The sequence below is a fragment of the Dactylosporangium sp. NPDC048998 genome (assembly GCF_043197855.1).
In the GTDB taxonomy this organism is placed as follows: domain Bacteria; phylum Actinomycetota; class Actinomycetes; order Mycobacteriales; family Micromonosporaceae; genus Dactylosporangium.
The window spans coordinates 165614-190478 of record NZ_JBICTV010000008.1 but is presented as its reverse complement, the minus strand read 5'-3'; the positions used below and the strand labels follow the sequence as shown (position 1 = coordinate 190478).

Annotated in this window: 18 protein-coding genes; 9 read left to right on the top strand and 9 right to left on the bottom strand. The window is 68.8% G+C overall.

Translation table 11 applies throughout. The features are described 5' to 3' along the window. The first annotated feature begins 92 nt into the window (after window positions 1-92). The 5 genes from ACGFI8_RS21110 (at window position 93) to ACGFI8_RS21090 (ending at window position 3511) form a co-directional block, all read left to right on the top strand. Entirely contained in the window at window positions 93-644 is a 552-nt protein-coding gene (locus ACGFI8_RS21110; RefSeq protein WP_392807143.1) for a 2-oxoacid:acceptor oxidoreductase family protein, read from the top strand. Further along, window positions 641-1702, top strand: coding sequence for a hypothetical protein (locus tag ACGFI8_RS21105; RefSeq protein WP_392807142.1), 1062 nt, complete (start codon window positions 641-643; stop codon window positions 1700-1702). The genes ACGFI8_RS21110 and ACGFI8_RS21105 overlap by 4 nt, the downstream gene beginning before the upstream one ends. An 80-nt stretch (window positions 1703-1782) precedes the next feature. Beyond that, window positions 1783-2562 carry a thiamine pyrophosphate-dependent enzyme gene (locus tag ACGFI8_RS21100; RefSeq protein WP_392807140.1) on the top strand — a complete coding sequence of 260 codons (780 nt, stop codon included), beginning with the start codon at window positions 1783-1785 and terminating at the stop codon, window positions 2560-2562. After that, window positions 2559-3278: a GntR family transcriptional regulator gene (locus ACGFI8_RS21095; protein WP_392807138.1), complete on the top strand. Its 720-nt coding sequence runs from the start codon at window positions 2559-2561 to the stop codon at window positions 3276-3278. Before ACGFI8_RS21100 ends, ACGFI8_RS21095 begins: the two co-directional genes overlap by 4 nt. After that, window positions 3275-3511 (top strand): ferredoxin family protein, encoded by a 237-nt coding sequence (locus tag ACGFI8_RS21090; protein WP_392807136.1) that lies wholly within the window; start codon window positions 3275-3277, stop codon window positions 3509-3511. The genes ACGFI8_RS21095 and ACGFI8_RS21090 overlap by 4 nt, the downstream gene beginning before the upstream one ends. A gap of 27 nt (window positions 3512-3538) precedes the next feature. Here ACGFI8_RS21090 and ACGFI8_RS21085 read toward each other — a convergent pair whose 3' ends face one another. Further along, complete coding sequence (locus ACGFI8_RS21085) at window positions 3539-3763, bottom strand: hypothetical protein (RefSeq protein ID WP_392807134.1); 225 nt, start codon at window positions 3761-3763, stop codon at window positions 3539-3541. Between the two features lie 382 nt (window positions 3764-4145). Here ACGFI8_RS21085 and ACGFI8_RS21080 point away from each other — a divergent pair, with 382 nt between their 5' ends. Continuing rightward, entirely contained in the window at window positions 4146-4880 is a 735-nt protein-coding gene (locus tag ACGFI8_RS21080; RefSeq protein WP_392807132.1) for an SDR family oxidoreductase, read from the top strand. Window positions 4881-4968: 88 nt separating this feature from the next. On the opposite strand, the gene ACGFI8_RS21075 is transcribed toward ACGFI8_RS21080, so the two are convergent. The 4 genes from ACGFI8_RS21075 to ACGFI8_RS21060 all read right to left on the bottom strand — a co-directional run bounded on the left by ACGFI8_RS21075 (window position 4969) and on the right by ACGFI8_RS21060 (window position 8021). Beyond that, window positions 4969-5730 (bottom strand): ABC transporter permease, encoded by a 762-nt coding sequence (locus ACGFI8_RS21075; RefSeq protein WP_392807131.1) that lies wholly within the window; start codon window positions 5728-5730, stop codon window positions 4969-4971. 12 nt (window positions 5731-5742) lie between these two features. Beyond that, window positions 5743-6546, bottom strand: a complete 804-nt coding sequence (locus ACGFI8_RS21070) for an ABC transporter ATP-binding protein (RefSeq protein ID WP_392807129.1) — start codon at window positions 6544-6546, stop codon at window positions 5743-5745. Then, the gene (locus tag ACGFI8_RS21065) at window positions 6543-7406 is read right to left on the bottom strand and encodes a DUF4097 domain-containing protein (RefSeq protein WP_392807127.1); all 864 of its coding nucleotides are present in this window, start codon (window positions 7404-7406) and stop codon (window positions 6543-6545) included. Before ACGFI8_RS21065 ends, ACGFI8_RS21070 begins: the two co-directional genes overlap by 4 nt. Before the next feature lie 108 nt (window positions 7407-7514). Further along, window positions 7515-8021, bottom strand: coding sequence for a toxin-antitoxin system HicB family antitoxin (locus ACGFI8_RS21060; RefSeq protein WP_392807126.1), 507 nt, complete (start codon window positions 8019-8021; stop codon window positions 7515-7517). Window positions 8022-8223: 202 nt separating this feature from the next. Here ACGFI8_RS21060 and ACGFI8_RS21055 point away from each other — a divergent pair, with 202 nt between their 5' ends. The 3 genes from ACGFI8_RS21055 to ACGFI8_RS21045 all read left to right on the top strand — a co-directional run bounded on the left by ACGFI8_RS21055 (window position 8224) and on the right by ACGFI8_RS21045 (window position 19856). After that, complete coding sequence (locus ACGFI8_RS21055; protein ID WP_392807124.1) at window positions 8224-10305, top strand: alkaline phosphatase family protein; 2082 nt, start codon at window positions 8224-8226, stop codon at window positions 10303-10305. 16 nt (window positions 10306-10321) lie between these two features. Next, the gene (locus ACGFI8_RS21050) at window positions 10322-13165 is read left to right on the top strand and encodes an InlB B-repeat-containing protein (protein ID WP_392807123.1); all 2844 of its coding nucleotides are present in this window, start codon (window positions 10322-10324) and stop codon (window positions 13163-13165) included. A gap of 196 nt (window positions 13166-13361) precedes the next feature. Continuing rightward, window positions 13362-19856 carry an RHS repeat-associated core domain-containing protein gene (locus ACGFI8_RS21045; RefSeq protein WP_392807121.1) on the top strand — a complete coding sequence of 2165 codons (6495 nt, stop codon included), beginning with the start codon at window positions 13362-13364 and terminating at the stop codon, window positions 19854-19856. Window positions 19857-20747: 891 nt separating this feature from the next. On the opposite strand, the gene ACGFI8_RS21040 is transcribed toward ACGFI8_RS21045, so the two are convergent. Genes ACGFI8_RS21040 through ACGFI8_RS21025 form a run of 4 tightly spaced genes read right to left on the bottom strand, consistent with a single transcriptional unit; the run spans window position 20748 to window position 24823 of the window. Continuing rightward, window positions 20748-21563, bottom strand: a complete 816-nt coding sequence (locus tag ACGFI8_RS21040) for a carbohydrate ABC transporter permease (protein ID WP_392807119.1) — start codon at window positions 21561-21563, stop codon at window positions 20748-20750. Then, the gene (locus ACGFI8_RS21035; protein WP_392807118.1) at window positions 21563-22570 is read right to left on the bottom strand and encodes a carbohydrate ABC transporter permease; all 1008 of its coding nucleotides are present in this window, start codon (window positions 22568-22570) and stop codon (window positions 21563-21565) included. The genes ACGFI8_RS21040 and ACGFI8_RS21035 overlap by 1 nt, the downstream gene beginning before the upstream one ends. Then, window positions 22570-23802, bottom strand: a complete 1233-nt coding sequence (locus tag ACGFI8_RS21030; RefSeq protein WP_392807116.1) for an ABC transporter substrate-binding protein — start codon at window positions 23800-23802, stop codon at window positions 22570-22572. Before ACGFI8_RS21030 ends, ACGFI8_RS21035 begins: the two co-directional genes overlap by 1 nt. A 19-nt stretch (window positions 23803-23821) precedes the next feature. Further along, entirely contained in the window at window positions 23822-24823 is a 1002-nt protein-coding gene (locus ACGFI8_RS21025; protein ID WP_392807115.1) for a LacI family DNA-binding transcriptional regulator, read from the bottom strand. Window positions 24824-24865 lie beyond the last annotated feature (42 nt).

Below are 24865 nucleotides of genomic sequence, written 5' to 3'. Positions count from 1 at the left end.
CTCCCTTGACGTTGCGGTTAGATTTTGTATTCAATATTCAAACCGCGTCAAGATTCAATCAGCGTTCAAGGCCGAACCGCCGGGAGGCGCCCATGGAGCGCGAGGTGCTCGTCACGGGCATCGGCGGGCAGGGAATCCAGCTGCTCGCCAAGACCCTTGCCCTGGCCGCCACCCAGGAGGGGCGATACGCCATGCTCGCCGCGGACTACGGCGGCGAGATGCGCGGCGGCCCGTCCAAGGCCGGCGTGGTCATCGGCGACGCCCCGCTGCGGGCGTTGCCGATCCTGCCCTCGGCCTGGTCGGCGATCTTCGCCCATCACCGCCACGCGGAGGGCGTCGAGGAGCGGCTGCGCGCCGGTGCGCTGGTGGTGGCCAACACGCCGCTGGTCGACCCGGAGACGTTCCGCGACGACCTGCGCGTCTTCGCCGTGGACGCCCTCGCTGTCGCCCGGCGGGTCGAGGCGCCCAACGCGTCCGGGTTCGTGCTGCTGGGCGCCTACAACGCGCTCACCGGGCTGGTCGGGGCGGCCGCGCTGGTCTCGGCGATGGAGGAGCTGCTCCCGCCGTACCGCCGCCAGCACGCCGCCGCCAACGCGCGCGCCCTGGAGGCGGGCGCCGAGGCCCTGCAGGGGGTGTGCACATGACGCTGGAACTGCTGGAGGGCAGCGCCGCGATCGCCGAGGCCGCGATCGCCGCCGGCTGCCGGTTCTTCGCCGGCTACCCGATGTCGCCCTTCACCGGCCTGCTGGAGCAGATGTCGCGGCGGCTGCCCGCGGCCGGCGGGGTGTGCCTCAACGCCGAGAGCGAGATCGAAGGCGTCAACATGACCCTGGGCGCCGCCGCGGCCGGCGCGCGCGCCGCCACCGGCTCCTGCGGCCAGGGCATCGCGCTCATGCAGGAGGCGATCGCCGAGGCCGCGCTCAACGAGACCCCGTTCGTCGTGTTCAACCTGGCCCGCAACCAGCAGGACTACTTCCAGGCCACCCGCGGTGGCGGCTGGGGCGACTACCGGACCATCACGCTCGCGCCGAAGGACATCCCCGAGGCCGTCGAGCACACCCAGCTGCTGTTCCACCTCGCCGACAAGCACCGCGCGCCGGTCATGCTCTACGGCGACCCGCTGCTGGCGCAGACCCGCGTCGGCGTCGACGTCCAGCGCCGCGACTTCGGCGAGCTGCCGCCGAAGGACTGGGCGCTGGACGGCACCGGCGGCGGCACGGGCCGCAGCCGGCAGGTGTGGACCTGGGCGATGGGCAAGGCCACCGAGCCCGGCCCCGGCCCCGACGGGCACTGGCGGGCGATCGCCGAGAAGTTCGACCGCATCGGCGAGCTCGAGGCCCGGCACGAACAGTCCGATGTGGACGACGCGGAGACCGTGGTGGTGTCGTTCGGGTCGGCGGCCAAGTTCGTCGAGCACGTCGTGGCGGAGCTGCGCGCCGAGGGCCACCGCATCGGCTGGTTCCGGCCGGTGACCCTGTGGCCGTTCCCGGGCGACGCGCTCGCCGCCGCCACCCGCACCGCCGGCCGGGTCCTCGTCTTCGAGCTCAACGCCGGGCAGATGGTCGACGACGTGCGCATCCACGCCCACGACCGGCGGGCCGTGCGCTTCGTCGGCGGGGTCAGCATCGCCGAGTCCGGCCTGTCGTACGGCCCCCTGCTCGACGCCCCCGTGATCCGCCGACGCATCCTGGAGGCGCTATGACCGATCCGGAGCGGAGCAGAGGGGCCGGTCATCATGGGCTCAGCACGAAAGTCGTGCGGCCGGAGCGAAGCGGAGGCCGCATGACCGATGTGACGATCGATACCGCCCGGCCGCCGGAGCGCGCCGCCCGGCAGGTCGCCGACTTCAAGCCCAGCCTCATTCTCGGCGAGCACTCGCTGTGCCCCGGCTGCGGGGAGCCGGTCGCGCTGCGGGTGCTGCTGGAGGTGTTGCAGGAGCTGGACATCGTGCAGCGGACCATCGGCGTCGTGGGGCACGGCTGTTACGGCAGCTTCGTGCGCATCATGGACGTCGACGTCCTGCAGTGCCTGCACGGCCGCGCGCCGTCCTGCGCCACCGGCATCAAGCGCGTGCGCCCCGGCGTCGCCGTGTTCACCCTGCAGGGCGACGGCGACATGGCCAACGAGGGCCTGCAGGAGGTGCTGCACGCGGCCGCCCGCGGCGAGAACATCACCTGCGTGATGCTCAACAACGGCGTCTTCGGCGACACGGGCGGGCAGCAGACCGCCACCACCGTGCTGGGCCAGCGCACCAAGACCAGCATCGACGGCCGCGACCCGGAGGCCCACGGCTACCCGATCCCGGTCGCCGACCTGGTCGCCGGGCTGCGCGGCGTCGGCTACGTGGCCCGCGGCGCGGTCTCCACCGCCGGCTCGGTCCTGCAGACCAAGCGGATGCTGCGCCGGGCGTTCGAGACCCAGCTGGCCGGCGGCGGCTTCTCCCTGGTGGAGATCCTCACCATGTGCCCGACCGGCTGGTTCGTCCCCACCGCCGAGGGGCCCACCTATCAGCAGGGCACCATGGAGCAGACGTACCGGCTGGGGGAGCTGGTGGCCGGGTGAAGCTCGAGCGGTCCAACACCAGCGAGGCCGTCGCCGCCTACGTGCTGCGGCGCCTCTTCGACGGCGACCTGCGCAGCGGTCAGCGCCTCGACCTCGACGCCATCGCCGAGGAGCTCGGCGTGAGCCGCGTGCCGGTCCGCGAGGGCCTCATCCAGCTGGAGCGCGACGGCCTCGTCGAGCGCGCACACTACCGCCGGGCGTTCGTCGCCGAGTTCGACGACGCGACCGTGCGGGAGGCGTTCGAGCTGTACGGCATGCTCAGCGCTCTGACCAACCGGCGCGTCGCCCGCCGGCGCGACCCGGCCGTGCTGGAGGCGCTCGCCAAGCTCGATGAGGCCCTCGCCGGCTGCGACGGCCCCGACGAGTTCGAGTCCCTCGCCCGCGAGTTCCGCCGCGTCGTCAACGTCGCTGGCGCCGGCAACCACCTGCGGGCGCTGCTGCGCACCTTCAGCGGCCTCGTGCCGGTCGCGGCCCGGTTCTCCATCGACGACGCGCTCGCCGACGAGCGGGCGGCGCTGCACGCGGAGTACGTGGCCCTGCGCGACGGCGACCCGGACGCCGCCGGCGCCGCGGCCCTGGCCCACCTGCGCCTGACCGCCGACAATGCGATCCGGGCGCTGCGCCGCCGCGGGGTCTTCCCGCCCGGCGACCGTTCGGACACCGACGGCCCCGGCTGGGCCGACGCCGCCCGGATCGTGGAGGGGAGCCAGGCATGAGCAGCCGTAGCACTCGCGGGACCCTGGTCATCGACGTCGAGCGGTGCAAGGGCTGCGAGCTGTGCATCGCCGCCTGCCCGCCGGACGTGCTCACCATGTCCAGCGCCCTCAACGAGCAGGGGTACCGCTACCCCGAGCTGCACGAGGGCTGCACCGGCTGCACCGCCTGCCAGCTGGTCTGCCCCGACTACGTGTTCTCGGTCTACCGGTACACCGACACCCGCAGCGCCTAGCGTGCGTGGTGGCTCGATGACGTACGGCTACAGGATCGCGCCGCGAGGTGCCAGTTCCAGGGTCGCCACCCCGCGCCCGTACAGGACAACCACCCGGTCGCCGTGGCGGGTGCGGATCATGCCGGAGTCGCTGGCGAGGGCGGTGATCGCGTGCTCGGCCACCTCGGCGACGCCGGAGGTGCCGGGCTCCTCGTACGCGACGTCCAGACTGTCGCCGGTGATCAGCCGAACACGCAGGACAACCTCTGCCATAACGGTCAGCCTACGCGTTCCACCAATGACGCTCAGTTATCGAGGGTGAGCAGGTCGGCCAGTCCGAAGCTCGGTCCGGCGGCTGGCAGGGTCGGCTCCCAGCGGTTCCAGACTCAGGTAGCTGGCCGGGTCGGCGCGCAACAGTCCGATCAGAACCTCCGCCACGATCCGGCCGCCGACCGGGCCAAGCCGTCCACGGCGCGCACCAGGCTGAGGCAATGGTCGCGGGCGGCCACGCGGCTCAAGACACTCTCACGCACCTCGGTCGTCCTCCACCGGCTGGCCGAGGTTGTCACACCCCGCGCGCCTGTCCTGTCTGACGGAGGGTAGGGGGCACTCCCCGTCGGACATCCAGCATCCGAGAACCAGGGAGGTCAAGAACATGAAGATCGCTGTCATCGGTGGGACCGGGCTCATCGGATCGCAGGTGGTCAGGATCCTGAACGCAAGGGGGCACGAGGCGGTACCGCACTCGCCGTCCACCGGTGTGGACCTGCTCGGCGGGCAGGGCCTGTCCGAGGCGCTGGCGGGCGCCGACGTCGTCGTCAACCTGACGAACTCGCCGACCTTCGACGAGGCTTCGCCCGCGTTCTTCCAGGCGACCATGGACAACCTGCTCACGGCCGCCAAGGCCGCCGGCGTCGGCCACGCGGTCGTCCTCTCCGTCGTGGGCGCCGAGCAGGTGCCGGACCTGGTCTACTACCGCGCCAAGGTGCTGCAGGAGAACATCCTCAAGGCCGGCCCTGTGCCGTACTCGATCGTCCGCGCCACGCAGTTCTTCGAGTTCATCGACGCGGTGCTGTCCTGGACCGCCGACGAGCACACCGTCCGCCTGCCCGCCACGCTCGTGCAGCCCATGGCCGCGGCCGACGTCGCCCAGGCCGTGGCCGGCGTCAGCGTGGGCGCCCCGCTGCAGGGCACCCGCAACGTCGCCGGCCCCGAGGTCTTCGCGCTCGACGAGCTGGGCAGGATCACCCTCGCCGCCCGCGGTGACCACCGCACCGTCGTCACCGACGACAGCGCCGGCATGTTCGCCGCCGCCTCGGGCGACGCCCTCATCGCCAAGGAAGGCACCGCCATCGCCAAGACGACCTACCGGGAGTGGCTCGCGCGCTGACGCAGCAGGAGCGACGTGCCACCGATCCGGCTGTTGCGGTGCCGGCGTGTGGACGCCGTGAGTCCGTCGCGGAAGGTCCCTGCTGAGGCTACGAGATCTTTCGGCGGTAGATGCTCATGGCGAAGGCGTACGCGATGACGAGGATGCCGATGCACCAGGCCAAAGCGATCCAGATGTCGTTGCTGACGGGCTGCTGGGTGAACAGGGCGCGTATCGCGTTGACGATCGACGTGACCGGCTGGTGTTCGGCGAAGGCGCGCACTGGGCCGGGCATAGTGGCGGTGGGCACGAATGCCGAGCTGATGAACGGCAGGAAGATGAGCGGGTAGGAGAACGCGCTCGCGCCGTCAACGGACTTCGCGGACAGGCCGGGGATGACGGCGATCCAGGTTAGCGCCAGGGTGAACAGGATGAGGATGCCGGCGACGGCGAGCCAGGCCGGCGCTCCCGCCCCCGAGCGGAAGCCCATGAGGAGGGCGACGAGCACGACGACCACGACCGAGATGAGATTGGCGACCAGCGAGGTCAGCACATGGGCCCACAGCACGGACGACCGCGCGATCGGCATGGACTGGAATCGCTCGAAGATACCGCTCTTCATGTCCAGGAAGAGCCGGAACGCGGTGTAGGAGATGCCGGAGGCGATCGTGATGAGCAGGATGCCGGGTAGCAGGTAGTCCACATAGGAGTCCGACCCGGAGTTGATCGCGCCGCCGAATACGTACACGAACAGCAGCATGAACGCGATCGGCATGATCGTGGTGGTGATGATGGTGTCCAGGCTGCGAGTGATGTGACGCAAGGAGCGTCGCGTCAGGACGGCGGTGTCGCCGAAGAAATGCTTGGTCATCGTTGTTGTTCCTTACTTGTCCGTGCCGACGTTGCGGGAGTCGCCGTTCGCGCCGGCGCCGACGAGGGTGAGGAAGACGTCTTCGAGGGTGGGCTGCTTCTCGACGTATTCGACCTTGGCGGGCGGGAGGAGCTGCTTGAGGTCGGCGAGGGTGCCGTTCACGATGATCCGTCCTTCGTGGAGGATCGCGATCTGGTCAGCGAGCTGTTCGGCCTCGTCGAGGTACTGGGTGGTGAGCAGCACCGTGGTACCCCGACCGGCAAGCTCCTTGACCGACTGCCACACCTCGATGCGGCCCTGGGGGTCGAGCCCGGTCGTCGGTTCGTCGAGGAAGATGACCGGCGGATTCCCGACCAGGCTCATCGCGATGTCGAGGCGGCGGCGCATGCCACCCGAGTAGGTCGACACCTTCCGCGCGGCCGCGTCGGTCAGCGAGAAGCGCGCGAGCAGGTCGTCCGCGATCTTGCCCGCACCCTTGAGATGCCGCAGCTGGGCGACGAGCATGAGGTTCTCCCGCCCGGTGAGGATTTCGTCGACGGCGGCGAACTGTCCGGTGAGGCTGATGGACTCCCGCACGTTCGCCGCTTGCTTGGCGACGTCGAACTCATGCACCCTGGCGGTCCCCGCGTCGGCCTTGAGCAGTGTGGACAGGATCTTCACGACCGTGGTCTTCCCCGCCCCGTTCGAGCCGAGCAGGGCGAAGATGCTGCCCCGCGCCACGTCGAAGTTCACGCCGCGCAGTACATGCAGCTTGTCGTACGACTTCTGCAGCCCCCGCACCTGGATCGCGGGCCCTTGGACCTGATCGGGGATCAATTCGAGGCTTCCCTTCCGGGGGTGGTGATGCGTCGGATGATGACGTTGCCGTAGTTGGCGTGCAGGTGAAGTTCGACCGAGCGTTCGCTGGCAGCGGCCGCCGGGTCGGGGGTGAGTTCGTTACGGACCCGGCCGTGGGCTGAGCTGGCGTCGATCCAGGCCGCGATGCCGGTCGGGACACCGACGTCGACGTCGGCATGGCCGTTGTCGAGCCGGATCGTCCCGCCGCTGACTTCCCGGACGCGGATGGGTCCGTGGGCGCTGCGCGCGGTCACGTCGCCGAGGGCCCGGTCGATGGTGAGCGCCCCGGACGTGGCGACCTCCACGTCGCCGGCGGCGGTACCCAGCTCCATGCTTCCGTGCGAAGCGCGCAGCCGAGCATCGCCGTGCACCTCGGCGATGCGCACCACACCATGGCCGGCGGTGACGTCGAGCCGGCCGGTCACCTCGGCGATATCGGTGCTGCCGTACGGCGCGTCGAGGACGAGATTGGCGACGGTGTCGGCGGTGACGCCGCCGTACTTGGCCACGATTCGAGCGTCCCCGAGCACGCCGCGGGCCCGCACCGACCCGTAGGCGTTCTCGATCGTGACCCGCGACCCGGTCGGGACTTCACAGCGGACGTCGACCGAGTCGCCCTTGCCGAACAGGTTGAGCCGACGCGGGACCTTGACCCGCACCCGGCCGCTGTCGAACGAGACCGTGGACTCGCGGGCGAGGGACTCATCGCCGCTGCGGCCGGGTTTGCTCGGCACGACCTCGACGACGGCGCCGGGCCGATCCGAAGCGACGATGTCAACGAACGCGACACCGGCCGTGACGTCCAGGTCGATCGGACCGGAAACGTCGTAACTGGGCATGACTGACCTCCACATGGGCGTGCCGGATCAGTCCCGCCTTGCGACGGGACTAGGCAATTGCTTGCTTGTTCGGCTCCGCAAGCGTCGCCGGGGTTGGATAGGTAGGGACTAGCGGGCCCAGCCGGTAAACCTGTCTCCCTGCTTGGTCTCGCGCCGCGAGGCGCGACGGACGTTTGGTTCCAGGGCGGCGGCAATCGCGCGGACGAACCACGAGTTCACCGACACACCCTCCTCGGCCGCCGCCTGCTCGACCCGGGCCTTGAGCCGGTCCGGCAGCCGCAGCGTGGTGCGAGAGGTCACCGTGTCGTCGAGCGGCTCGGCCGGCACCGCGACCTCGAGCGTGGACGGACCATCCGGATCCGTCGCCGACGCCTCGGGGCGAGACACCACCAGGTGCGGATCGCGTCCCCGCAGCACGACATCGACCGACCCCGGCGCGATCTCCCGCGTAATCTCGCTGGCCACATCGCTCACGACCCCCAACAGCGTCAGCCGCACCGCGGCGTCGAGAGCGGCACTGAGCCGCTCGGCGACGGCCCGCGTGTCTGCGTCACCGTTCTCGGCCGTCGCAGCCAACTGCGTCTGGAGGTCGGAGACGTACCGCTCGAGGTCCATGACACCAATCTAGCACCACCGTGGTGTCACTGCAATCATGAATGACACCACGTGACACCACTGTGGGTTGCAGTGGACACGCGTCGGGGTGACATGGGTCGTGAAGGAGACGGTCCGGCCGTGTTCAGGTGGTGTTTCGGTCCGATTGATTGCGTGAGGGGCGCCAGAATCCCTTTCCGTCCGTTCAGAGGAGACTCCATCGATGGCCACCGGCGGAACCATCCCTTCACCTGAGCCTGCGCCAGGCGACAGCGCCGGGCAGGTCACCGGCCTTACCCGGCGCCGCGTCCTGCAGGGCGCGGGCTTCGCCGCCGGCGCCTTGGCCCTCGGCGGGCTCGCCGGGCCGGTCAGCCGGGCATTCGCCGACAGGTCGGACGAGTATGTCCTGCCCACGGGCTTCCACGGCGACATGTCCGACCTCAAGCACGTCGTGATCCTGATGCAGGAGAACCGGTCCTTCGACCACTACTTCGGCCAGTTCCCCGGCGTCCGCGGCTTCGGCGACAAGCAGGCGCTCACCTTCCAGGACGGCACGAACGTCTTCCAGCAGAAGGACAGCGCCGGGAAGATCGTCACGGCGAAGGTCGACGACGGTCCCTGGGGCAACGACCACGGGGCGTGGGGTGACGTCGACCACCGCAAGTGGGACCTGTGGGTGCGGCACAACGGCGGCAGCTGCATGAACTACCACTCCGGCGGCTACATGAGCTTCTACCACTCGATGGCCGCGCAGTACACGATCTGCGACCAGAACTTCTGCTCCGAGTTTGGCCCGACCGACCCCAACCGCAAGTACCTGTGGAGTGGTACCGCCAACAGCGAGACCGGCAACACGGACGAGTCCAACTACAGCCGTCCGTGGATCACCGTGCCCGAGCAGCTCCAGCAGGTCGGTATCGACTGGCGCCTTTACTCGGACAACAGCGGCAACGGGCGGCAGGGCTACATCAGCAGCTGGGTCGGCGACTACGGCGACAACGAGCTGAAGTACTTCAAGGGGTTCGACCCGAAGGGGCTCAGCCCCGACGACCCGAAGCTGCAGCCCGGCACCGGCCTGATCTGGCGCGGCAACTGCACGTACTACTCCGGTATGTCCTCGCCGAACGACGACTCCGAGCAGAACCTCGACGTCGTCCTGAAGGACTTCCATGACGCGTGCCAGCCGGGTGCGGCGTTCCCGCTGCCCGCAGTCTCCTGGATCGTTGCGCCGTACGGCTGGAGTGAGCACCCGTCCGCCGACACGCTGCACGGCGAGCGCTACGTCAAGCGGGTGATCGACATCCTGCAGGGCAACCCGGAGATCTGGAACCACACGCTCTTCATCCTCAACTACGACGAGAACGACGGGAAGTTCGACCACGTGCTGCCGCCGTGGCCTGAGGCGGGTACGGCGGGCGAGTACGCCGGCTCCTACCCGCTCGGCTTCGGTCCGCGCGTGCCGATGCTGCTCGTCTCGCCGTGGACTCGCGGCGGCTACGTCGCCTCGGAGGTCTTCGACCACGTCTCGTCGATCAAGTTCCTGGAGAAGTGGGCCGCCTACCTCGGTAAGCCGTTCACCTGCCCCAACATCACCGAGTGGCGGCGTTCGATCGCCGGCGACCTGACCAGCGCGCTCGACTTCGCGCATCCGCAGGTCGGCCCGGTGAACTTCCCGAATCCGGTCGACGAGCAGCCGGTGTCGGTCCCTGCCGACCACATGAAGCCGCGGCCGCTCTCGTTCCACCCGCACGCCACGCTGTCCGAGGACCGGGTCACGGGCAAGGTCACCGCCACCATGACTCTGGCCGGCGGTCCCGACGGCAAGGCCGTCAGCTTCCAGGCCTTCCCGGACAAGTACCGGGCGTTCTCCAGTACGCCGTTCACCGTCAAAGCGGGCGCGCCGCGCGAGTACACCTGGGACAGCTCGACCACGGACGGCAAGTACGCGTTCTCGATTTACTGCAACGACGGATTCGTACGCTCGTTCGCCGGGCAGCTCGTGCCCGCGGGACAGCAGGACCTCGGCATCCCGCGTGTCGACGTCGACCTGAAGATGGCCGAGAACGGCCAGGAGGGCAAGGTCAAGGTCACGCTGCACAACGACGGCACCGAGCCGGTGCGCTACGAGCTGAGCGCGTACGACTACCTGGGCGGCACCCAGGTCGTTCACCTCGATGGCGGCAAGTCCAAGGTCGTCCCCTGGCCGACGAAGGACGGGTACTACGACCTCGTCATCACCGCTGACACCGGCACTGGCTGGACCCAGCGGTACGCCGGCCGCGTCGCCACGATCGGAAAGCGCTGAGGTCCCGATGATCCGCATGCTTCGCACCCGCGTCGCCGTCGCGATGACGGCGGTGGTCGCGCTCCTCGTCGCACCTCTGGTCACGGCGTCGGCCGCGCCGGCCGCGCCGGCCACCTTGGCGTCTACTACCGAGGCCACTCCGGCCCTGAGCACCCCGACCACGACCGTGGCCGCCGGTGCCCCGATCACCTTCAGCTACTCCGCCCCGGCCGACCGGGTCTCCCGCACCAACTGGATCGGCTTCTACAAGCCCGGTCAGCAGCCGGGCCAGGTCGGGTCGACGTACTGGGTGTACACGGCGACCAACAGCCAGACCGTGCCTGGCACGGCGATCGCCAGCGGCACCCTGCAGTTCCCGGGCGTGGCTGCTGGAACCTACGAGGTCTACTTCCTCTACAACGACGGCTACACGATCATCGGCTCGAAGATCACCATGACCGTGGTGAACGCCCCGCTCGCCACGTCACAGACGACCGCCGTGGTGGGTACGCCGGTATCCCTTTCCTACCAGGCGCCCTCCAATCAGCTGAGCACGAGCAACTGGGTCGGCTGGTACCGCGGCAAGACGACCTGCGGCGCGGGATCGACGTACTGGCAGTACACCCAGACTGGTACGCACAACTACCCGCCGGCCGGTTCGTCACCCGTCGCCAGCGGCACGCTGACCTTCACCGGCATGACCGTCGGGTCGTACGCCGTCTGCCTGCTCTACAACGACGGGTACACGATCATCGGATCGCCCCTCATCGTCAACATCGTCTACCCGACCAATACGGTGAGCGTGACGTCCTCCGGCCACGGCACCGCCTCGGCATCGTCCAGCGCGGTGACGCCGGGCGACAAGGTCACGCTGACCGCGACACCTGACAGCGGCTACAAGTTCGCCGGTTGGCACGTGACCAGCCCGAGCGACCTGACGATCGCGGCCGACGGCACCTTCACCATGCCGAACGGGGCGGTGGCCGTGGAGGCCACGTTCGCCCCTGACTCGGCGACCGTGCACTTCGACGGCAACGGCGCCGACGGCGGGACCATGGCCGACCAGCCGGTCCAGTACGGCGTCGCCTCGCCGCTGAGCGCCAATGGCTACACCCTGAGCGGCTCCGACTTCGCCGGCTGGGCCACCGGCCCCGTCGGGCCTGTCGTCTATGCCGATGGCGCTGACTTCACCGACCGCGTCCCGACCGATGGTGCGTCGATCACGCTGTACGCGCGCTGGCGCGCACACGGGCAGTACCTCGTATCGATCGATGACGCCGACCATGGAAGCGGTACGCCGTCGGTCCGCTCGGCCGCACCCGGTGACTCCGTCAAGCTCACGCCATCGGCCGCGACGGGCTACCACCTCAACGACTGGCAGGTGTCGAGACCGTCCAGTCTCACCATCGACGCTGCGGGCAGCTTCACCATGCCTGCGGCCGATGTCGTAGTCGTGCCGCGGTTCGAGGCCAACACGTACAAGGTCGTCTTTGACCGCAACGGCGCTGAGGCCGGTACGACGGACGCCAGTACGTTCACCTACGACACCGCGGCCGCGTTGGCGCCCAACGGTTTCGTCCGGGACAACTACCGCTTCGCCGGCTGGAGCACGACTGCGACCGGAGCGGTCGTGTACGGCGATCTGGCATCGGTGAAGAACCTGACCGCCGAGAACGGTGGAGTCGTCACGCTGTACGCCCAGTGGGTCAAGCTCGCGGTTCAGGCCGGCAACTGGCCGAGCCTGCCCAAGGGCTTCGTCACCGATACCTTCAGGGTTCCGGCGGTGCCCACCTCTGGGGCCGTCAGCCAGCCGCTGCTGGGCTTGTGGAACGGCGCGGCGCCGACCTCGTTCACCAAGGTCTCGGGTGATGCGTGGCTCGACGTGACCGCCGACGGCACCGTCACCGGAACCGCGCCGGACCGCCGGCAGAAGAATGCCGGAGAGATCACGGTCTCGGCCACGAGCGGCGGTACGACCGCGACGATCCTGGTCGAGGTGCTGGTCGCGGCCCCCAACACGTCGCCGGACTTCAAGGCGGCAACGTGGAATTCCTGGAACGCGGGCAGCAAGGTCACTGATGCGATTGGCAAGAACCTCGCTGTCATCGCCGCTCGCGGTGTCGGAGTCATCGGCTTCCAGGACGGCGGCTATGCGATGGCGCAGTCCGTCGGCGCCGCCCTGGGATGGTCCGTGCACGGAATTGGTGATCTCGGCATCGTGTCGTCGTACCCGATGACTCCCGGTACGACGACAGTCTTCCCGACCGCGTCGGCTCCGGCTGTCGCGGAGACGGTCAGCGTCGGCGGCAAGCCGGTACGGATCTGGGACGTCCACCTCGACGAGTCGAACTACGGTCCGTACAGCACCTGCTTCGACGGCGCCGACGTCGCGTCCGTAGTCGCCAAGGAGACGTCGACGACCCGGTACGCCCAGGCGCAGGCTGTCGCCAAGGCCATGGCCACCGACCTCCGGTCGGGTACGCCGCTCGTCCTGCTCGGCGACCTGGCGTCTCCGTCCGGGACCGACTGGACCACCGCCACGTCAGCGTCGCACTGCAAGGCGGGTGCGGTCGACTGGCCGGTTCCCGCTGTGTTCCGTGCGGCGGGCCTGCTCGACTCCTACCGGACCGCGAACCCGGACCCGAGCGCCAAGCCCGGCATCACCTGGTCGCCGGTCATCAACACCAACGCCAACGGGAAGCCGGAGCCGCAGGACCGGATCGACTACGTCGACTACACCACCTCCGGCGGCCTGGAACTGGTCTCTTCCGACACCCTCTTCGTCGGCCGCCCGTCGGCGACCAACCCGTCAGCCAACTCCTGGCCCAGCGACCACGCCGCAGTAGTAACCACCTTCCACCTCACCACCAAATCCCACTAAGCACCAACCCTCGAAGTGGGGGCGTAGCCCGCGGGTACGCCCCCACAATGAGGCCGCCGGTTCGCCGCACCGCGGCGCCGGGCGGCGGATATTTCTGCGCTCGGGCCTCACGGTGGCCGGCGGTTTCAGTTCCCTCAGTCCACCCTCACCCCACCGTGATGTGGAGCCGGCGGGCCAGGGATGGCTGGTAGGCGCGGTGCGTCCCGTTGAGATCCAGCGGCCGGACCGGCCTGTTTACGGTCACTCAAAGTTATCTATTGACCACGAGGTCGCCGCATCCTATGTTCTTGCCTCATTACGGATCTTGAACGGGGAGGCAAGGGTGGGCTTCGGTCGCGTGTCGGTGTTCGGTTCGATTCTTCGGTTGGGCCGGGCGGTGCGGGGCGGTTGGGGCCGTACGTTGGCCGTGGCCCTTGTGTTGGCGTTGATGGTGACGGTGGTGGATTTGTCGAGGTCGCCGGTTCGGGCGTCGGCGGCACCATCTCAGTTGCAGCAGGCGTCGGCGGCGCCGGATGTGCCGTTGGAGCGCCCGGATGAGCAGGCTGCTCTGGTTACCGCGCGGGTGACGGGTAAGCGGGTGCGGATTGCGGACGCGACCTCGGAGACGGTGGTCGCGATGGCGAATCCGGATGGCAGCGTGAGCGTGGAGTCGGCGGTGGAGCCGCAGCGCGCGCGGGTGGCGGATGGCCGCTGGGCGGATGTTGATCTGCGCCTACGGCCGGGCGCTGATGGGCGATTGCGGCCGGCGGTGTCGGTCGCTGATGTGCGGTTCTCGGCTGGTGGCAGTGGACCGTTGGTGGAGTTGGTGCGGGACGGGCATTCCATGACCCTGTCGTGGCCTGGAGTGTTGCCGGCCGGGGTGGTGGCCGCCGACGCGGTGACGTATCCGGAGGTGTTGCCGGGGGCGGATCTGGTGTTGCGGGCGACCAGGACGGGTTTCACCCATGTATGGGTGTTGAAGAGCGCGGCGGCGGCGGCGAATCCGGCGTTGCGGCAGATCCGGTTCCGCCTGGGTGGGGACACGCGGGTGTCTGGGTCGGCGGATGGCTCGTTGCGCGCGATGGTCGGTGACCGGGTGATGGCGTGGTCGCAGCCGGCGTCGATGTGGGACTCGACGGTGCCGCTGCAGATGTCGAAGGGGGCTGATTCGCGGAGGGGCCGGGTCTCGGAAGATCCGGTGCCGGCGGCGGAGGCGCTGCGATCGACGTCGGAGGGTGCGGGGGATGGGGCACAGGTCGGGGTGGTGGGCACGCAGGTCACCGGGGATGGCGATCTGGTGCTGACGCCCGACCGGGGGCTGCTGGACGATCCCGCCGTGTCGTATCCGATGTTTGTTGATCCTTCGTGGAGTGTGTCGGCGTCGACGTGGGCGTATGCGACCAGCAACAACGAGTCGAACGACACGACGTCGGCGCGGGTCGGGTTGAACTCGACGACGGGCGCGTTGTACCGGTCGTTCTTCTCGTTCCCGATGACGTCGGGCAGTGTGAGCCTGCCGGGCAAGTACATCCAGTCGGCGACGGTGCAGATGAACCTGGAGCATTCGTGGTCGTGTGGTGACACTCCGACGCATCTGTACCGCACGCCGGCGATCAACGCGTCGCCGAAGGCGTCGTGGTCGTCGATGACGTTGTCTGTGTGGTTGGCGTCGGCGGGGTCGCATGCGAACAAGGCTGGTGGCTGCGGCGCGAACCAGCCGGACATGCTGGTCAATTTCACCAACTCGGCGTTGACCGCGGACCTGCAGTTTGGCGCGGACCGCAGTTGGCCCAGCTACACGGTGGGGTTGTGTGCGTGCGACTCGGCCGGACAGTACGAGAGCACCCAGGATCGGTGGAAGAAGTTCTACACCAATGGCGGCAAGCTGCTGGTGACGTACACCTCGTATGCGACGGTGAACGCCCTCTCCACGGTGCCGTCCGCGGCGTGTGCGACGGGATCGGACAGGCCGTTCATCAACACCAAGACCCCGCAGTTGAAGGCGCAGGTATCGGATCCGGAAGGTGCCCAGGTCACCGCGAAGTACGAGTGGTGGGTGACGAACGGCGCGTTGATCGGGTCGTCGTCGCAGGGTCCGGCGGCGTCGGGGTCGTGGACGACCGCGGTGGTGCCGTCGGGCGCGTTCGCCGAGGGTGGCACCTACTCGTGGCGGGTACGGGGCAACGACGGGATTGTGGACGGTCCGTGGTCGTCGTTCTGCGAGTTCACGGTGGACACGGTGGCGCCGTCGGTGCCTCCGAGCGTGTCATCGAGTAACTATCCGGAGGGGCAGTGGGCCGGCGGGGCCGGCACAGCGGGGAGCTTCACATTCGGCGCCTCCGGCGTGTCGGATGTGGCCACTTACGAGTACGGGCTGGACGTCAACCCGCCGAACCAGACCGTGAACGCGTCCAGCCTCGGCGGGGGCGCATCGGTGTCGGTGCCGGTCAGCAACGACGGACCCCACACGCTGAACGTGCGGTCGGTGGACCGGGCCGGCAACACGTCGGCGACCAGGTCGTACGCGTTCAATGCGGGGTCGGCCGGGGTGACCGCGCCGAAGACCGGTGACATCACCGCCGCGAAGACGGCGATCACCGCGGTCGGCTCGCCGGGGATCACGTCGGTGACGTATCAGTGGCGCCGCGGCGACGCTGACGCGTGGACCAACATTCCGGCGTCGGACGTGACCAAGGCCGCTGGTGGAGGCGCGGTGACCTGGCCGCTGGCCTCCGGCACGGGTGGGCAGTTCGAGAAGTTGAACTGGGACGTGGCCAAGACCCTCAAGGATGCTGAGGGCGGCCCGGACCCGCTGGACGGGCCGCTGCAGCTGCGGGGGCTGTTCAACGGCGGCGCGGCGTCCAGCCCGGTCGTGATCACGTTCGACAAGGACAACGCCTCCGCCGCGACCACCACGGTTGGCCCATGCAAGGTGAACCTGATCACCGGTAACTGCACCCTGAGCGACTCAGACGTGTCGGTGAGATCGTACGAGTCCGACCTGACGGTGACCCGTAGCTTCAACACCCGCCGGGCGGCACAGACCGATTCGGCCAACATGTTCGGCCCCGGCTGGGTCTCCAGCGTAGCTGTCGAGGAAGCCGGCGCCCCGTACACGGGCCTGACCCGGTTCGGGTCGCTGGTACAGGTCGGCCTGCCCGACGGTGACACGATCGGGTTCGCGAAGAAGGCCAACGTCACCGGCGGGGAGTCCTTCGACCCGGAGATCGGGATGGAGGTGCTCAAGCTCACCTACACCACCGCATCGGATGCGTACACGTTGACCGACCAGGACGGCAACACGGTCATGTTTACCCGGGTGTCCGGGGCGCCGGCCGGCGCCTACTCTCCGACCGCGATCACGGTTCCCGGTTCGGGGCAGACCACCACGATCGGGTGGGAGAAGGTCACCGTCTCCGGCACGGACCGGGTGCGGCCGACGCGGATGCTCGCGCCGGTGCCGGACGGCGTCAACTGCACCACGATGACCCGCGGCTGCCGGGCGTTGACCTTCACCTACGCCACGGCGACCACGGCTACCGGGACCGGTGAGGGTCAGTGGGGTGACTATCTGGGCCGGGTCACGCAGATTTCGTTCACCGCGTGGGACCCTGACGCCACCCCGGCGGGGATGCGCACCGTCGCGCTGGCCCGCTACGCCTACGACAACTCCGGCCGGCTCTGCGCCACGTGGGATCCACGCCTGGACTGGAGCGACGCGGGCGGCGTGCACCACCTCTGGAACCGCTACGCCTACGACGGCGACGGGATCATCACGACGGTGACCCCCTCGGCGCAGGAGCCGTGGCAGTTGTCCTACACCACGGTGCCCGCCGACTCGGGTAAGGGCCGGCTCAAGGCGGCCTCTCGTTCGGCACTGGCCGCTGGCACGGACACCACCACCGTCGTCTACCGGGTGCCGATCTCGGGCACCGGCGCCCCGTACAACATGTCCGGTGCGCAGACCACCCGCTGGTACCAGAATGAGCCACCCACCGACGCCGCCGCGGTGTTCCCCGCCACGCAGGTCCCGAACGGTGACCAGGCTGCCGGCACACTGCCGTCGTCGTGGGAGCGGGCCGCCGTCGCCTATCTGGACGCCAACGGCCGGCAGGTGAACACCGCCCAGCCGGGCGGGCACATCTCCACCATCTGGTACGACCAGTGGGGCAACGTCACCCGCACGCTGACCGCCGGCAACCGGCGGCTCGCGCTGGACATGTCACCGACGGACACCCCCAGCCAGGAGGCCGACCTGGCCCGGGATCGGTCCACCATGAACATCTACTCCTCCGACGGGCAGCGGCTGACCGAGACCTGGGGCCCGGGTCACGACGTCGTACTCGACAACGGCAGCGTGGTGCGAGCCCGGGCCCACACGAAATACACCTATGACGAGGGCGCGCCTGGCGGTGGTCCGTACAACCTGGTCACCACCAAGGATCAGCACGCCTACGTGTTCAATAACGGAACCGGACAGTGGGTCGCGTACAACTCGCGGGTTACCAAGACCGAGTACGACTGGACACTGCGCCAGCCCACCGCGACGATCGTCGACCCGGCCGGCCTGGCGTTGAAGACCCGCACCGCCTACGACCCGGTCACCGGCCTGGTTACCTCGACCACGACGCCGCCCGGTGGGGCCAGCGACACCACCCCGGCCACCCGCAAGAACGTCTACTACCGGGCCACCTCCGGCTCCGGCTACGCCGAATGTGACCTGAAGCCGGAATGGGCGAACCTGCCCTGCCGCATCCAGCCCGGCGGTCAGGCCGCCACCGGGCCGGAACTTCCGGTCACCGTCACCACCTACGACATGTTCAACCAGCCCCGGGTGGCCACCGAGAAGACCAGCGCCGGCACGCTGCGCACCACAACCACCACGTATGACAGCGCCGGCCGCGCCTACGAAACGAGCATCACCGCGGCCGGCGGGCTTGGCACCGCGGTACCGAAACAGCGCCACGTCTACGACCAGGCAACTGGAGAAATCACCCGAACCCAGTCAATCGACGGTGGCGGGCAGGTCACCGCAGAAATCGTCCGCGGCTACGACACCCTCGGCAGGCAGACCTCGTACACCGACGCGGACGCCAACACCTCCACCACCAGCTACGACCTGCTGTCTCGGCCCAACGTGGTCAACGACGGCAAAGCCGCCCGCACCTACACCTATGACGGCGGCAGCGAACGCCGGGGCTTGGCAACGTCCGTCAACGACGCCCAGGCCGGGGCGTTCACCGGCACCTACGACGCCGACGGGAACCTGACCTCACAGTCCTGGCCCAACGGTATCGTCGCGACCACCGAATACGACGAAACCGGCACCCCGGTCGGGCGCACGTACACCAAACCCGGCTGCGGGCAAACCGACTGCACGCTGTACTCAGAAAGCGTCACCGAGTCCATCCACGGCCAGCGGCGCAACCACATCTCCAGCCTGTCCAGCCAGGAATACACCTATGACCAGGCCGGCCGGCTGATCACCGTCAAGGACTCCGTCGGCGGGCAATGCACGACCCGCGCGTACCGGTTCGCCGACCCGAAGTCCCACAACCGCACCTCCCTGACCGAATACAGCCCCGACCCGACCGGCGGCGGCTGCCAAACCAGCACACCCGACTCGACCCGTAGCTGGACCTACGACACCGCCGACCGGATCACCACCCCCGGCACCGTCTACGACGCGCTCGGCCGCACCACGACCGTGCCCGCCGCGGACACCGCCAACCCCGCCGGCGGCAACGTGACCATCGGCTACCACCACACCGACCTGGTCAAATCCATCAGCCAGGGCGGGCGCACCACCGACTACACCCTCGACGTGGGCGGCGAACGCGTCCGCTCCTGGACCGACAACGCCACCGGCACCCTGGTCCAGGCCACCCACCACTACGACGGCGACGGCGACAACCCTGTCTGGACCCAGGAGACCGCCACCCGATACACCCGCGTCCTCGTAGGCGTGACGGGTATGGCCGGCATCTGGAACAGCGATACCGCCACCGTCAACTGGCAACTCGCCAACATCCGCGGCGACGTCATCGCCACGATCAACGCCGGTGACACCGGTCTGAGCACCACCTCGGAGGCCACCGAGTACGGCACACCCCGCAACCCGGCCCAGATCGGCAACCAGCGCTACGGCTGGCTCGGCGCCAAACAACGCGCCGCCGACACCCCCACAGGCATCGTCTTGATGGGCGTGCGCCTCTACAACACCCTGACCGGCCGCTTCATGCAGATCGACCCCATCGCGAACGGGAGCGCAAATGGGTACGATTACTGCAATGCCGATGGCGTCAACTGTGTCGATCTTTCAGGAATGGCTCCGGGGCGCGGCTTTCCGTGCAAGTGCACGAAAAGCAATAGCCAATGGAGCGTGGTGCGCGTTTACAATTATTATGGCCCCTGGCGCGACACCAAATTGGGGTGGACTGATTGGTGGGTCTACAAGCACATCAACTGGCCAGTGACGGTGAACTGGGCAAAGAAGCGTACTGTTACGCAGCGCTACATTCAACGCCGCTGCCACAATGGTCGCTGGGAAAGAATGGTATCCACTTACGAGTGGACTGACCTTATGGTGAGTTGGCACGTAGGCATCGGCTGGTTTGCTTACGACACAACCACCTACTATGATGGCCAAGGTGACACTGAGAAGTTCCTGGGAAACAGCACTCCCACTCTAGCAGGACCGCGCGGCTACTAGTTTTCGCCAGGAGGAGTGGGGTGGCGCAAATGCGAATGGCCATCGTGAGTCTGTTGGATCTTGTTGTCGCGTTCGCCGTGTTTTTTGATGCTAAGCATCTCGGTATTCGATATGGAGGGCGAAGCGGGAACGAGCCTCGGCTCGGCGCTGTTGGCTGGGCTCTCGGATGTCTTATCATGCCGTTCTTCTACCTGCCGGCCTACCTCGTTCGTCGCTTCAGATATAAAAGAGAGTAAGGATATGTCCGGCGATTCGGGCTGCGGGTTGAGCCGCGCTCCGGGGCGGGCAGCCCGGTCATCCCGGCCGTGGTCTGATGCGGGATCCGGATCTGGATCTGGGTGAGCGGGTCAGCCTGGATCCGCCGGCGGCCTGCCAGGGCTGTGGTGGTGACCTGGCCGCAGGTGTGGGAAGCGCGGATCGTGCGGCGGCGGGTGGAATACCTGCCGCCGCGCCGGCGCTGCGGGTGCCGGGCGGTCGTCAACGGGGTGAGTTTCGGGCCGGTACTCAACACCGCCGGACCATATCCGAGCAGGCGCCCGCGATCGAGGGACGTGCGGCCGCCATCGTGACCATCCGCTTTGGCTGGTGGCGCCGGCCGTCAGCAAGTCTCCGTGATCATGCGTTCGGCGGCCGCGGTGCGCGGGGATTCCATCATCACGGAGTGAACGTGCTGCTCCTTGTACGCGTCCACTCCGTGATCATGGCGAACCGCGCACGCCGGTCGGCGCGGATCGCACGGCCGGCCAGCGCTGGCTCGGGCTTTGGCTCCTCGAGATGCCAATGGCCCAATTGGCGGTCGCTCCAGGCCGGCGCAAGGCTCGCCCGCAAGCTCCACCGCGGGCCGTGTCCGGTGCCCCGGACGCCGTCCCGCGGGTCCACAGATACCGGCGGTCAGCCTTTCACGCCCGAGGTGGCGATGCCGCGGACGAAGAAGCGCTGGAAGACGATGAACACGATGGCCACCGGGATGATGGTCAGGATCGATCCGGCCATCATCACCGGGTAGTCGTAGCTCTGGCCGCCCGCGCCGCCGCGGCCCAGGGTGGACAGGCCGAGCGGCAGGGTCCACAGCGACGGGTTGCCCCGCACGACGATGAGCGGCATCAGGAACTCGTTCCACACGCCCTGGAACGACAGGATCGTCAGGGTGAGCAGCGCCGGGCGGGCCAGCGGGAGCACGATGTGCCAGTACGTGCCGAAGATCGAGGCGCCGTCGAGGCGTGCCGCCTCCTCCAGTTCGCGCGGCAGCTCGACGAAGAACTGGCGCATCAGGAAGATGCCCATCGCGTCCACGGCCAGGGGCAGGATCAGGCCGCTGTACGAGTTGAGCAGCGACAGCTCCTTGAGGACGAGGAAGCGCGGCACGGTGAGCACGATCGGCGGCACCGCCAGGACCGAGACGATCCCGGCGAAGACCAGCCCGCGGCCGCGCCACTGCAGGCGGGCCAGCGAGTAGCCGGCCAGCGAGTCGAGGAAGACCCGGCCCAGGGTGGCCAGGACCGTGACGAGGATCGAGTTGAACGTCCACAGTGGAAAGTCGCTGTGTACGAGCACGTCGGTCCACGCCCGAAGGTCGGGGTGGCTCGGCCACGGTACGACCGGGTGCGTGGCGACCTCGGGACGGGACTTGAACGACGTCGCGAGCGACAGGACGAACGGGTAGATGAAGATGACGGCGAAGACCGTCAGCAGCAGCCGGCGCAGCATCACCGCTCCTTCCGCAGCACCAGCCGCTGCAGGCCGGTGAAGATGAGGATGATGACGAACACGATGAAGGCGATCGCTGCGGCTCGGCCCATCGCGGAGTTCTGGAAGCCCTCGCGGTACACCAGATAGGCAGGGGTCAGGGTGGTCTTCTGCGGGCCGCCGGACGTCATCGCGTAGACCTGGTCGAAGACCTGCCAGGTGCCGATCAGCCCGAGCGTCACGACGAGGAACAGCGTCGGCTTGAGCATGGGCAACCGTATCCGCCAGAACAGCTGCCGGCGGGAGGCGCCGTCGACGGCGGCGGCCTCCTCGATCTCCTCCGGGATGTTCTGCAGGCCGGCCAGGAACATCAGCATGAACGTGCCGGTGGTGGTCCAGGTCGCGAGCATCATCACCGAGGTGAGCGCCACGCTCGGCCCGGACAGCCAGTCCCACCAGGACAGGTCCAGAAACTCGTGGCGCAGAGCCGCGGGCGGGCTGTCGACGCCGACCGTCTTCAGCAGCAGGTGGATCAGGCCGTCGGAGTCGTCGAGCCAGACCAGGCTGATCTTCCCGGGCACCAGCGCGGACAGCACGGTGTTCACCACGCCGGCCGGGCTGAACAGGAACACGAAGATGAACGCGACGGCGATGGAGCTGGTCACCGAGGGGAAGTAGAACGCCGTGCGGAAGAACGTGCGGCCCCGCAGGAGCTTGGCGTTGACCGCGATCGCGAGCAGCAGGGCGAGGAACGTCTGCGCGGGAACGACGCCGAGCACGTAGTACAGGTTGTTGCGCAGGCTCTTGGCGAAGTCGCCGCGCACCACCCCGGTGTGGGTCAGCAGGTCCTGGTAGTTGGCCGCGCCGGCCGGCGCGGAATCGGCCAGCGGGGTGAGCCCGCTCCAGTCGCGGAAGCTCACCCACAGCGCCAGCGCGATCGGGGCGACCATGAACACGCCCAGGCCGATGAGGGCGGGCGACAGGAACAGCCAACCGGCTAGTCCCTGCCGCCCGCGAACCGAGCTCATCAGCCGAGCACCGACGCGCCGGCCTTCTGCGTGCCGGTCACCACCTCGTCGACCTGCTTGTTGCCCTTCGCCAGACCCTGGATGCCGTCGTTGAAGGTGTCGATGACCGTGCTGAAGCCGGGCACGAACACGGACTTCTTGGCGTAGTCGGCGCCGGAGACGAACGCCTTGAGCTCCGGCTTGTCGGCCACCCACTTGTCGGCCAGCGACTTGCGCGACGGCATGACCGGGAACTCCTTCGTCACCGCGTACTGCTCGTCGGGCGAGGTGAGGAACTTGACGAAGTCCAGCGCGGCGGTCTTGTTCTTCGAGGCCTTCGCCACGCCGTAGCAGGCCGAGAACGACATGGTGCCCTTGCCGGACGGGCCCGCGGGCAGCTCGGCGACGGCGTACTTCACGCTCGGGAAGTCGTTCTTCATGGCCCCGACGATCCAGTTGCCCTCGACCGTCATCGACGTGGTGCCCTTGCCGAACGCCTCGCCGCCCCAGCCCGCGCCGACCGACGCCGGCGTGCCGAACCAGCCGGCCTTGTGGTTGTCGGCGAGGTACTGCAGCGCGGTGCGCATCTGTGCGGTGTCCGCCGTCATCTTCGTGACCGCGTCGTCGGTCGGCCACGCGCCGGCCTCAGCCATGAACGCGCCCCAGCGGTAGAACTCCGGCGCCAGCACCAGCCCGGGGTGGCCGGGCTTGGTGAGGGCCTTGGCCGCCGCGGTGAGCTCGTCCCATGTGGTCGGGGGCTTGAGCCCGGCCGCGTCGAAATCGGCGGTGTTGTACACCAGCTGCAGCGTGGAGAAGTCCTTCGGGGCGCAGTAGTACGTCCCCTTGTACGTGAACGACTGCTTGAGCGTGTCGTAGAAGTCGCCCGGGTTGTCGACCTTGTCGCCGATCGGCTCGAGGACACCGTTCTTGCCGAGGTCGGGCAGCTTGTTGTCGTTGACGTAGAACACGTCCGGCGGCTCGCCGCCGGCCAGGGCGGTGGTGAGGGCGGTGTCGTACTCGGGCAGCACCTTCAGCTCGACGGTGTTGCGGTTCTGCTTGTTGTAGTCCTCGACGGCCTTGCGCAGCACGGTGTCCTCGGCGGGGGATGAGGACCACGCGTACATCGTCAGCTTGGCGCCGGACGCGTCGCCCTGGGTGCCGCTGCCGTTGTCGCCGCAGGCAGCGGTGGCGGCAAGGGTGCCGGCGAGCACCAGGGTGGTGAGGAGGGTGGGTACGGGGCGGATTCGCAACATGGGTCGCTCCCAGGGGGTGTCAGGGCGTGGTGCTGGATCCCCGAACGATCAGCTCGGGGTGCAACAGCCGGGCGGCCGGCAGGTCGTCCGGTTTCGGGCCGTTGCTCAACGGCCCGTTGAGCAGGGCACGGATCATGGCATGTCCGACGGCCTCGATGGGCTGGCGGACGCTGGACAGGTCGAGGGCGGCGGCGGTCGGCGTGTCGTCGAAGCCCACGACCGCCAGCCGCGCGCCGCGGTCGCGGGCCGCCCGTAGCAGCCCCGCGGCGAGCGTGTCGGTGGCGGCGACGACGGCGGTGGGCGGGTCGTCGTCGTCGAGCAGCCGTGCGCCGAGGTGGGCCCCGGTGGCGAGAGAGTCTTCGCCGCGCAGGTCCGGCCCGGGCGGCAGGCCGAGGGCGTCGAGTGCGGAGCGCCACCCCTCGGCCCGGCGCTCGCCGACGTCGGTGCCGCGCGGGTAGCCGACGAAGGCGACCCGCCGGTGGCCGGCCTCGGCGAGGTGCCGGGTGGCGGCGGCGGTCCCGGCGGCGTTGTCGACGTCGACCCACGGGTGGGCGTCGTCGTGGCCGGTGCGGCCGAACGCGGCGAACGGGATCCGCTGCTCCAGCAGCGCGGGCGGCCGGGGGTCGCCGGCGTGCAGGCCGTAGAGCACGATGCCGTCGATCGCGCCGGCGCGGTGCAGCGCGAGCGCGTTGGCAACCTCGTCGGACAGGTCGTCGGCGGTGTAGAGCAGCAGGTGGTGGTCCTCGGCCCGGCCGGCGTCGGCGAGGGCGTGCAGGAAACGGTCGTGGATGCTGCCGACCGCGTGCGGGTGCACCGGTTCGATCCGGTAGCCGATCATGCGTGAGCTCGACGCTCGCAGCGACTGCGCGACCCGGTTGGGCCGGTAGCCGAGCTTGGCGATGGCCGCCTCGACCCGTTCGCGCGTCTCCGGGCGGACGCGCTCGGGCGCGTTGAGGACGTTGGAGACGGTCTGCCGGGAGACCCCGGCCTCCCGCGCCACGTCCTCGACGGTGGGCTGCACATTCGCTCCCGGATGTCGTAGGGTGCATCGAGTTGAACGTTC

Bases quoted from the DNA above. Each gene is read 5' to 3' on its own strand.
- ACGFI8_RS21110 (WP_392807143.1), top strand. From the start codon at position 93: ATGGAGCGCGAGGTGCTCGTCACGGGCATCGGCGGGCAGGGAATCCAG.
- ACGFI8_RS21105 (WP_392807142.1), top strand. From the start codon at position 641: ATGACGCTGGAACTGCTGGAGGGCAGCGCCGCGATCGCCGAGGCCGCG.
- ACGFI8_RS21100 (WP_392807140.1), top strand. From the start codon at position 1,783: ATGACCGATGTGACGATCGATACCGCCCGGCCGCCGGAGCGCGCCGCC.
- ACGFI8_RS21090 (WP_392807136.1), top strand. From the start codon at position 3,275: ATGAGCAGCCGTAGCACTCGCGGGACCCTGGTCATCGACGTCGAGCGG.
- ACGFI8_RS21085 (WP_392807134.1), bottom strand. From the start codon at position 3,763: ATGGCAGAGGTTGTCCTGCGTGTTCGGCTGATCACCGGCGACAGTCTG.
- ACGFI8_RS21080 (WP_392807132.1), top strand. From the start codon at position 4,146: ATGAAGATCGCTGTCATCGGTGGGACCGGGCTCATCGGATCGCAGGTG.
- ACGFI8_RS21075 (WP_392807131.1), bottom strand. From the start codon at position 5,730: ATGACCAAGCATTTCTTCGGCGACACCGCCGTCCTGACGCGACGCTCC.
- ACGFI8_RS21065 (WP_392807127.1), bottom strand. From the start codon at position 7,406: ATGCCCAGTTACGACGTTTCCGGTCCGATCGACCTGGACGTCACGGCC.
- ACGFI8_RS21060 (WP_392807126.1), bottom strand. From the start codon at position 8,021: ATGGACCTCGAGCGGTACGTCTCCGACCTCCAGACGCAGTTGGCTGCG.
- ACGFI8_RS21055 (WP_392807124.1), top strand. From the start codon at position 8,224: ATGGCCACCGGCGGAACCATCCCTTCACCTGAGCCTGCGCCAGGCGAC.
- ACGFI8_RS21050 (WP_392807123.1), top strand. From the start codon at position 10,322: ATGCTTCGCACCCGCGTCGCCGTCGCGATGACGGCGGTGGTCGCGCTC.
- ACGFI8_RS21040 (WP_392807119.1), bottom strand. From the start codon at position 21,563: ATGCTGCGCCGGCTGCTGCTGACGGTCTTCGCCGTCATCTTCATCTAC.
- ACGFI8_RS21035 (WP_392807118.1), bottom strand. From the start codon at position 22,570: ATGAGCTCGGTTCGCGGGCGGCAGGGACTAGCCGGTTGGCTGTTCCTG.
- ACGFI8_RS21030 (WP_392807116.1), bottom strand. From the start codon at position 23,802: ATGTTGCGAATCCGCCCCGTACCCACCCTCCTCACCACCCTGGTGCTC.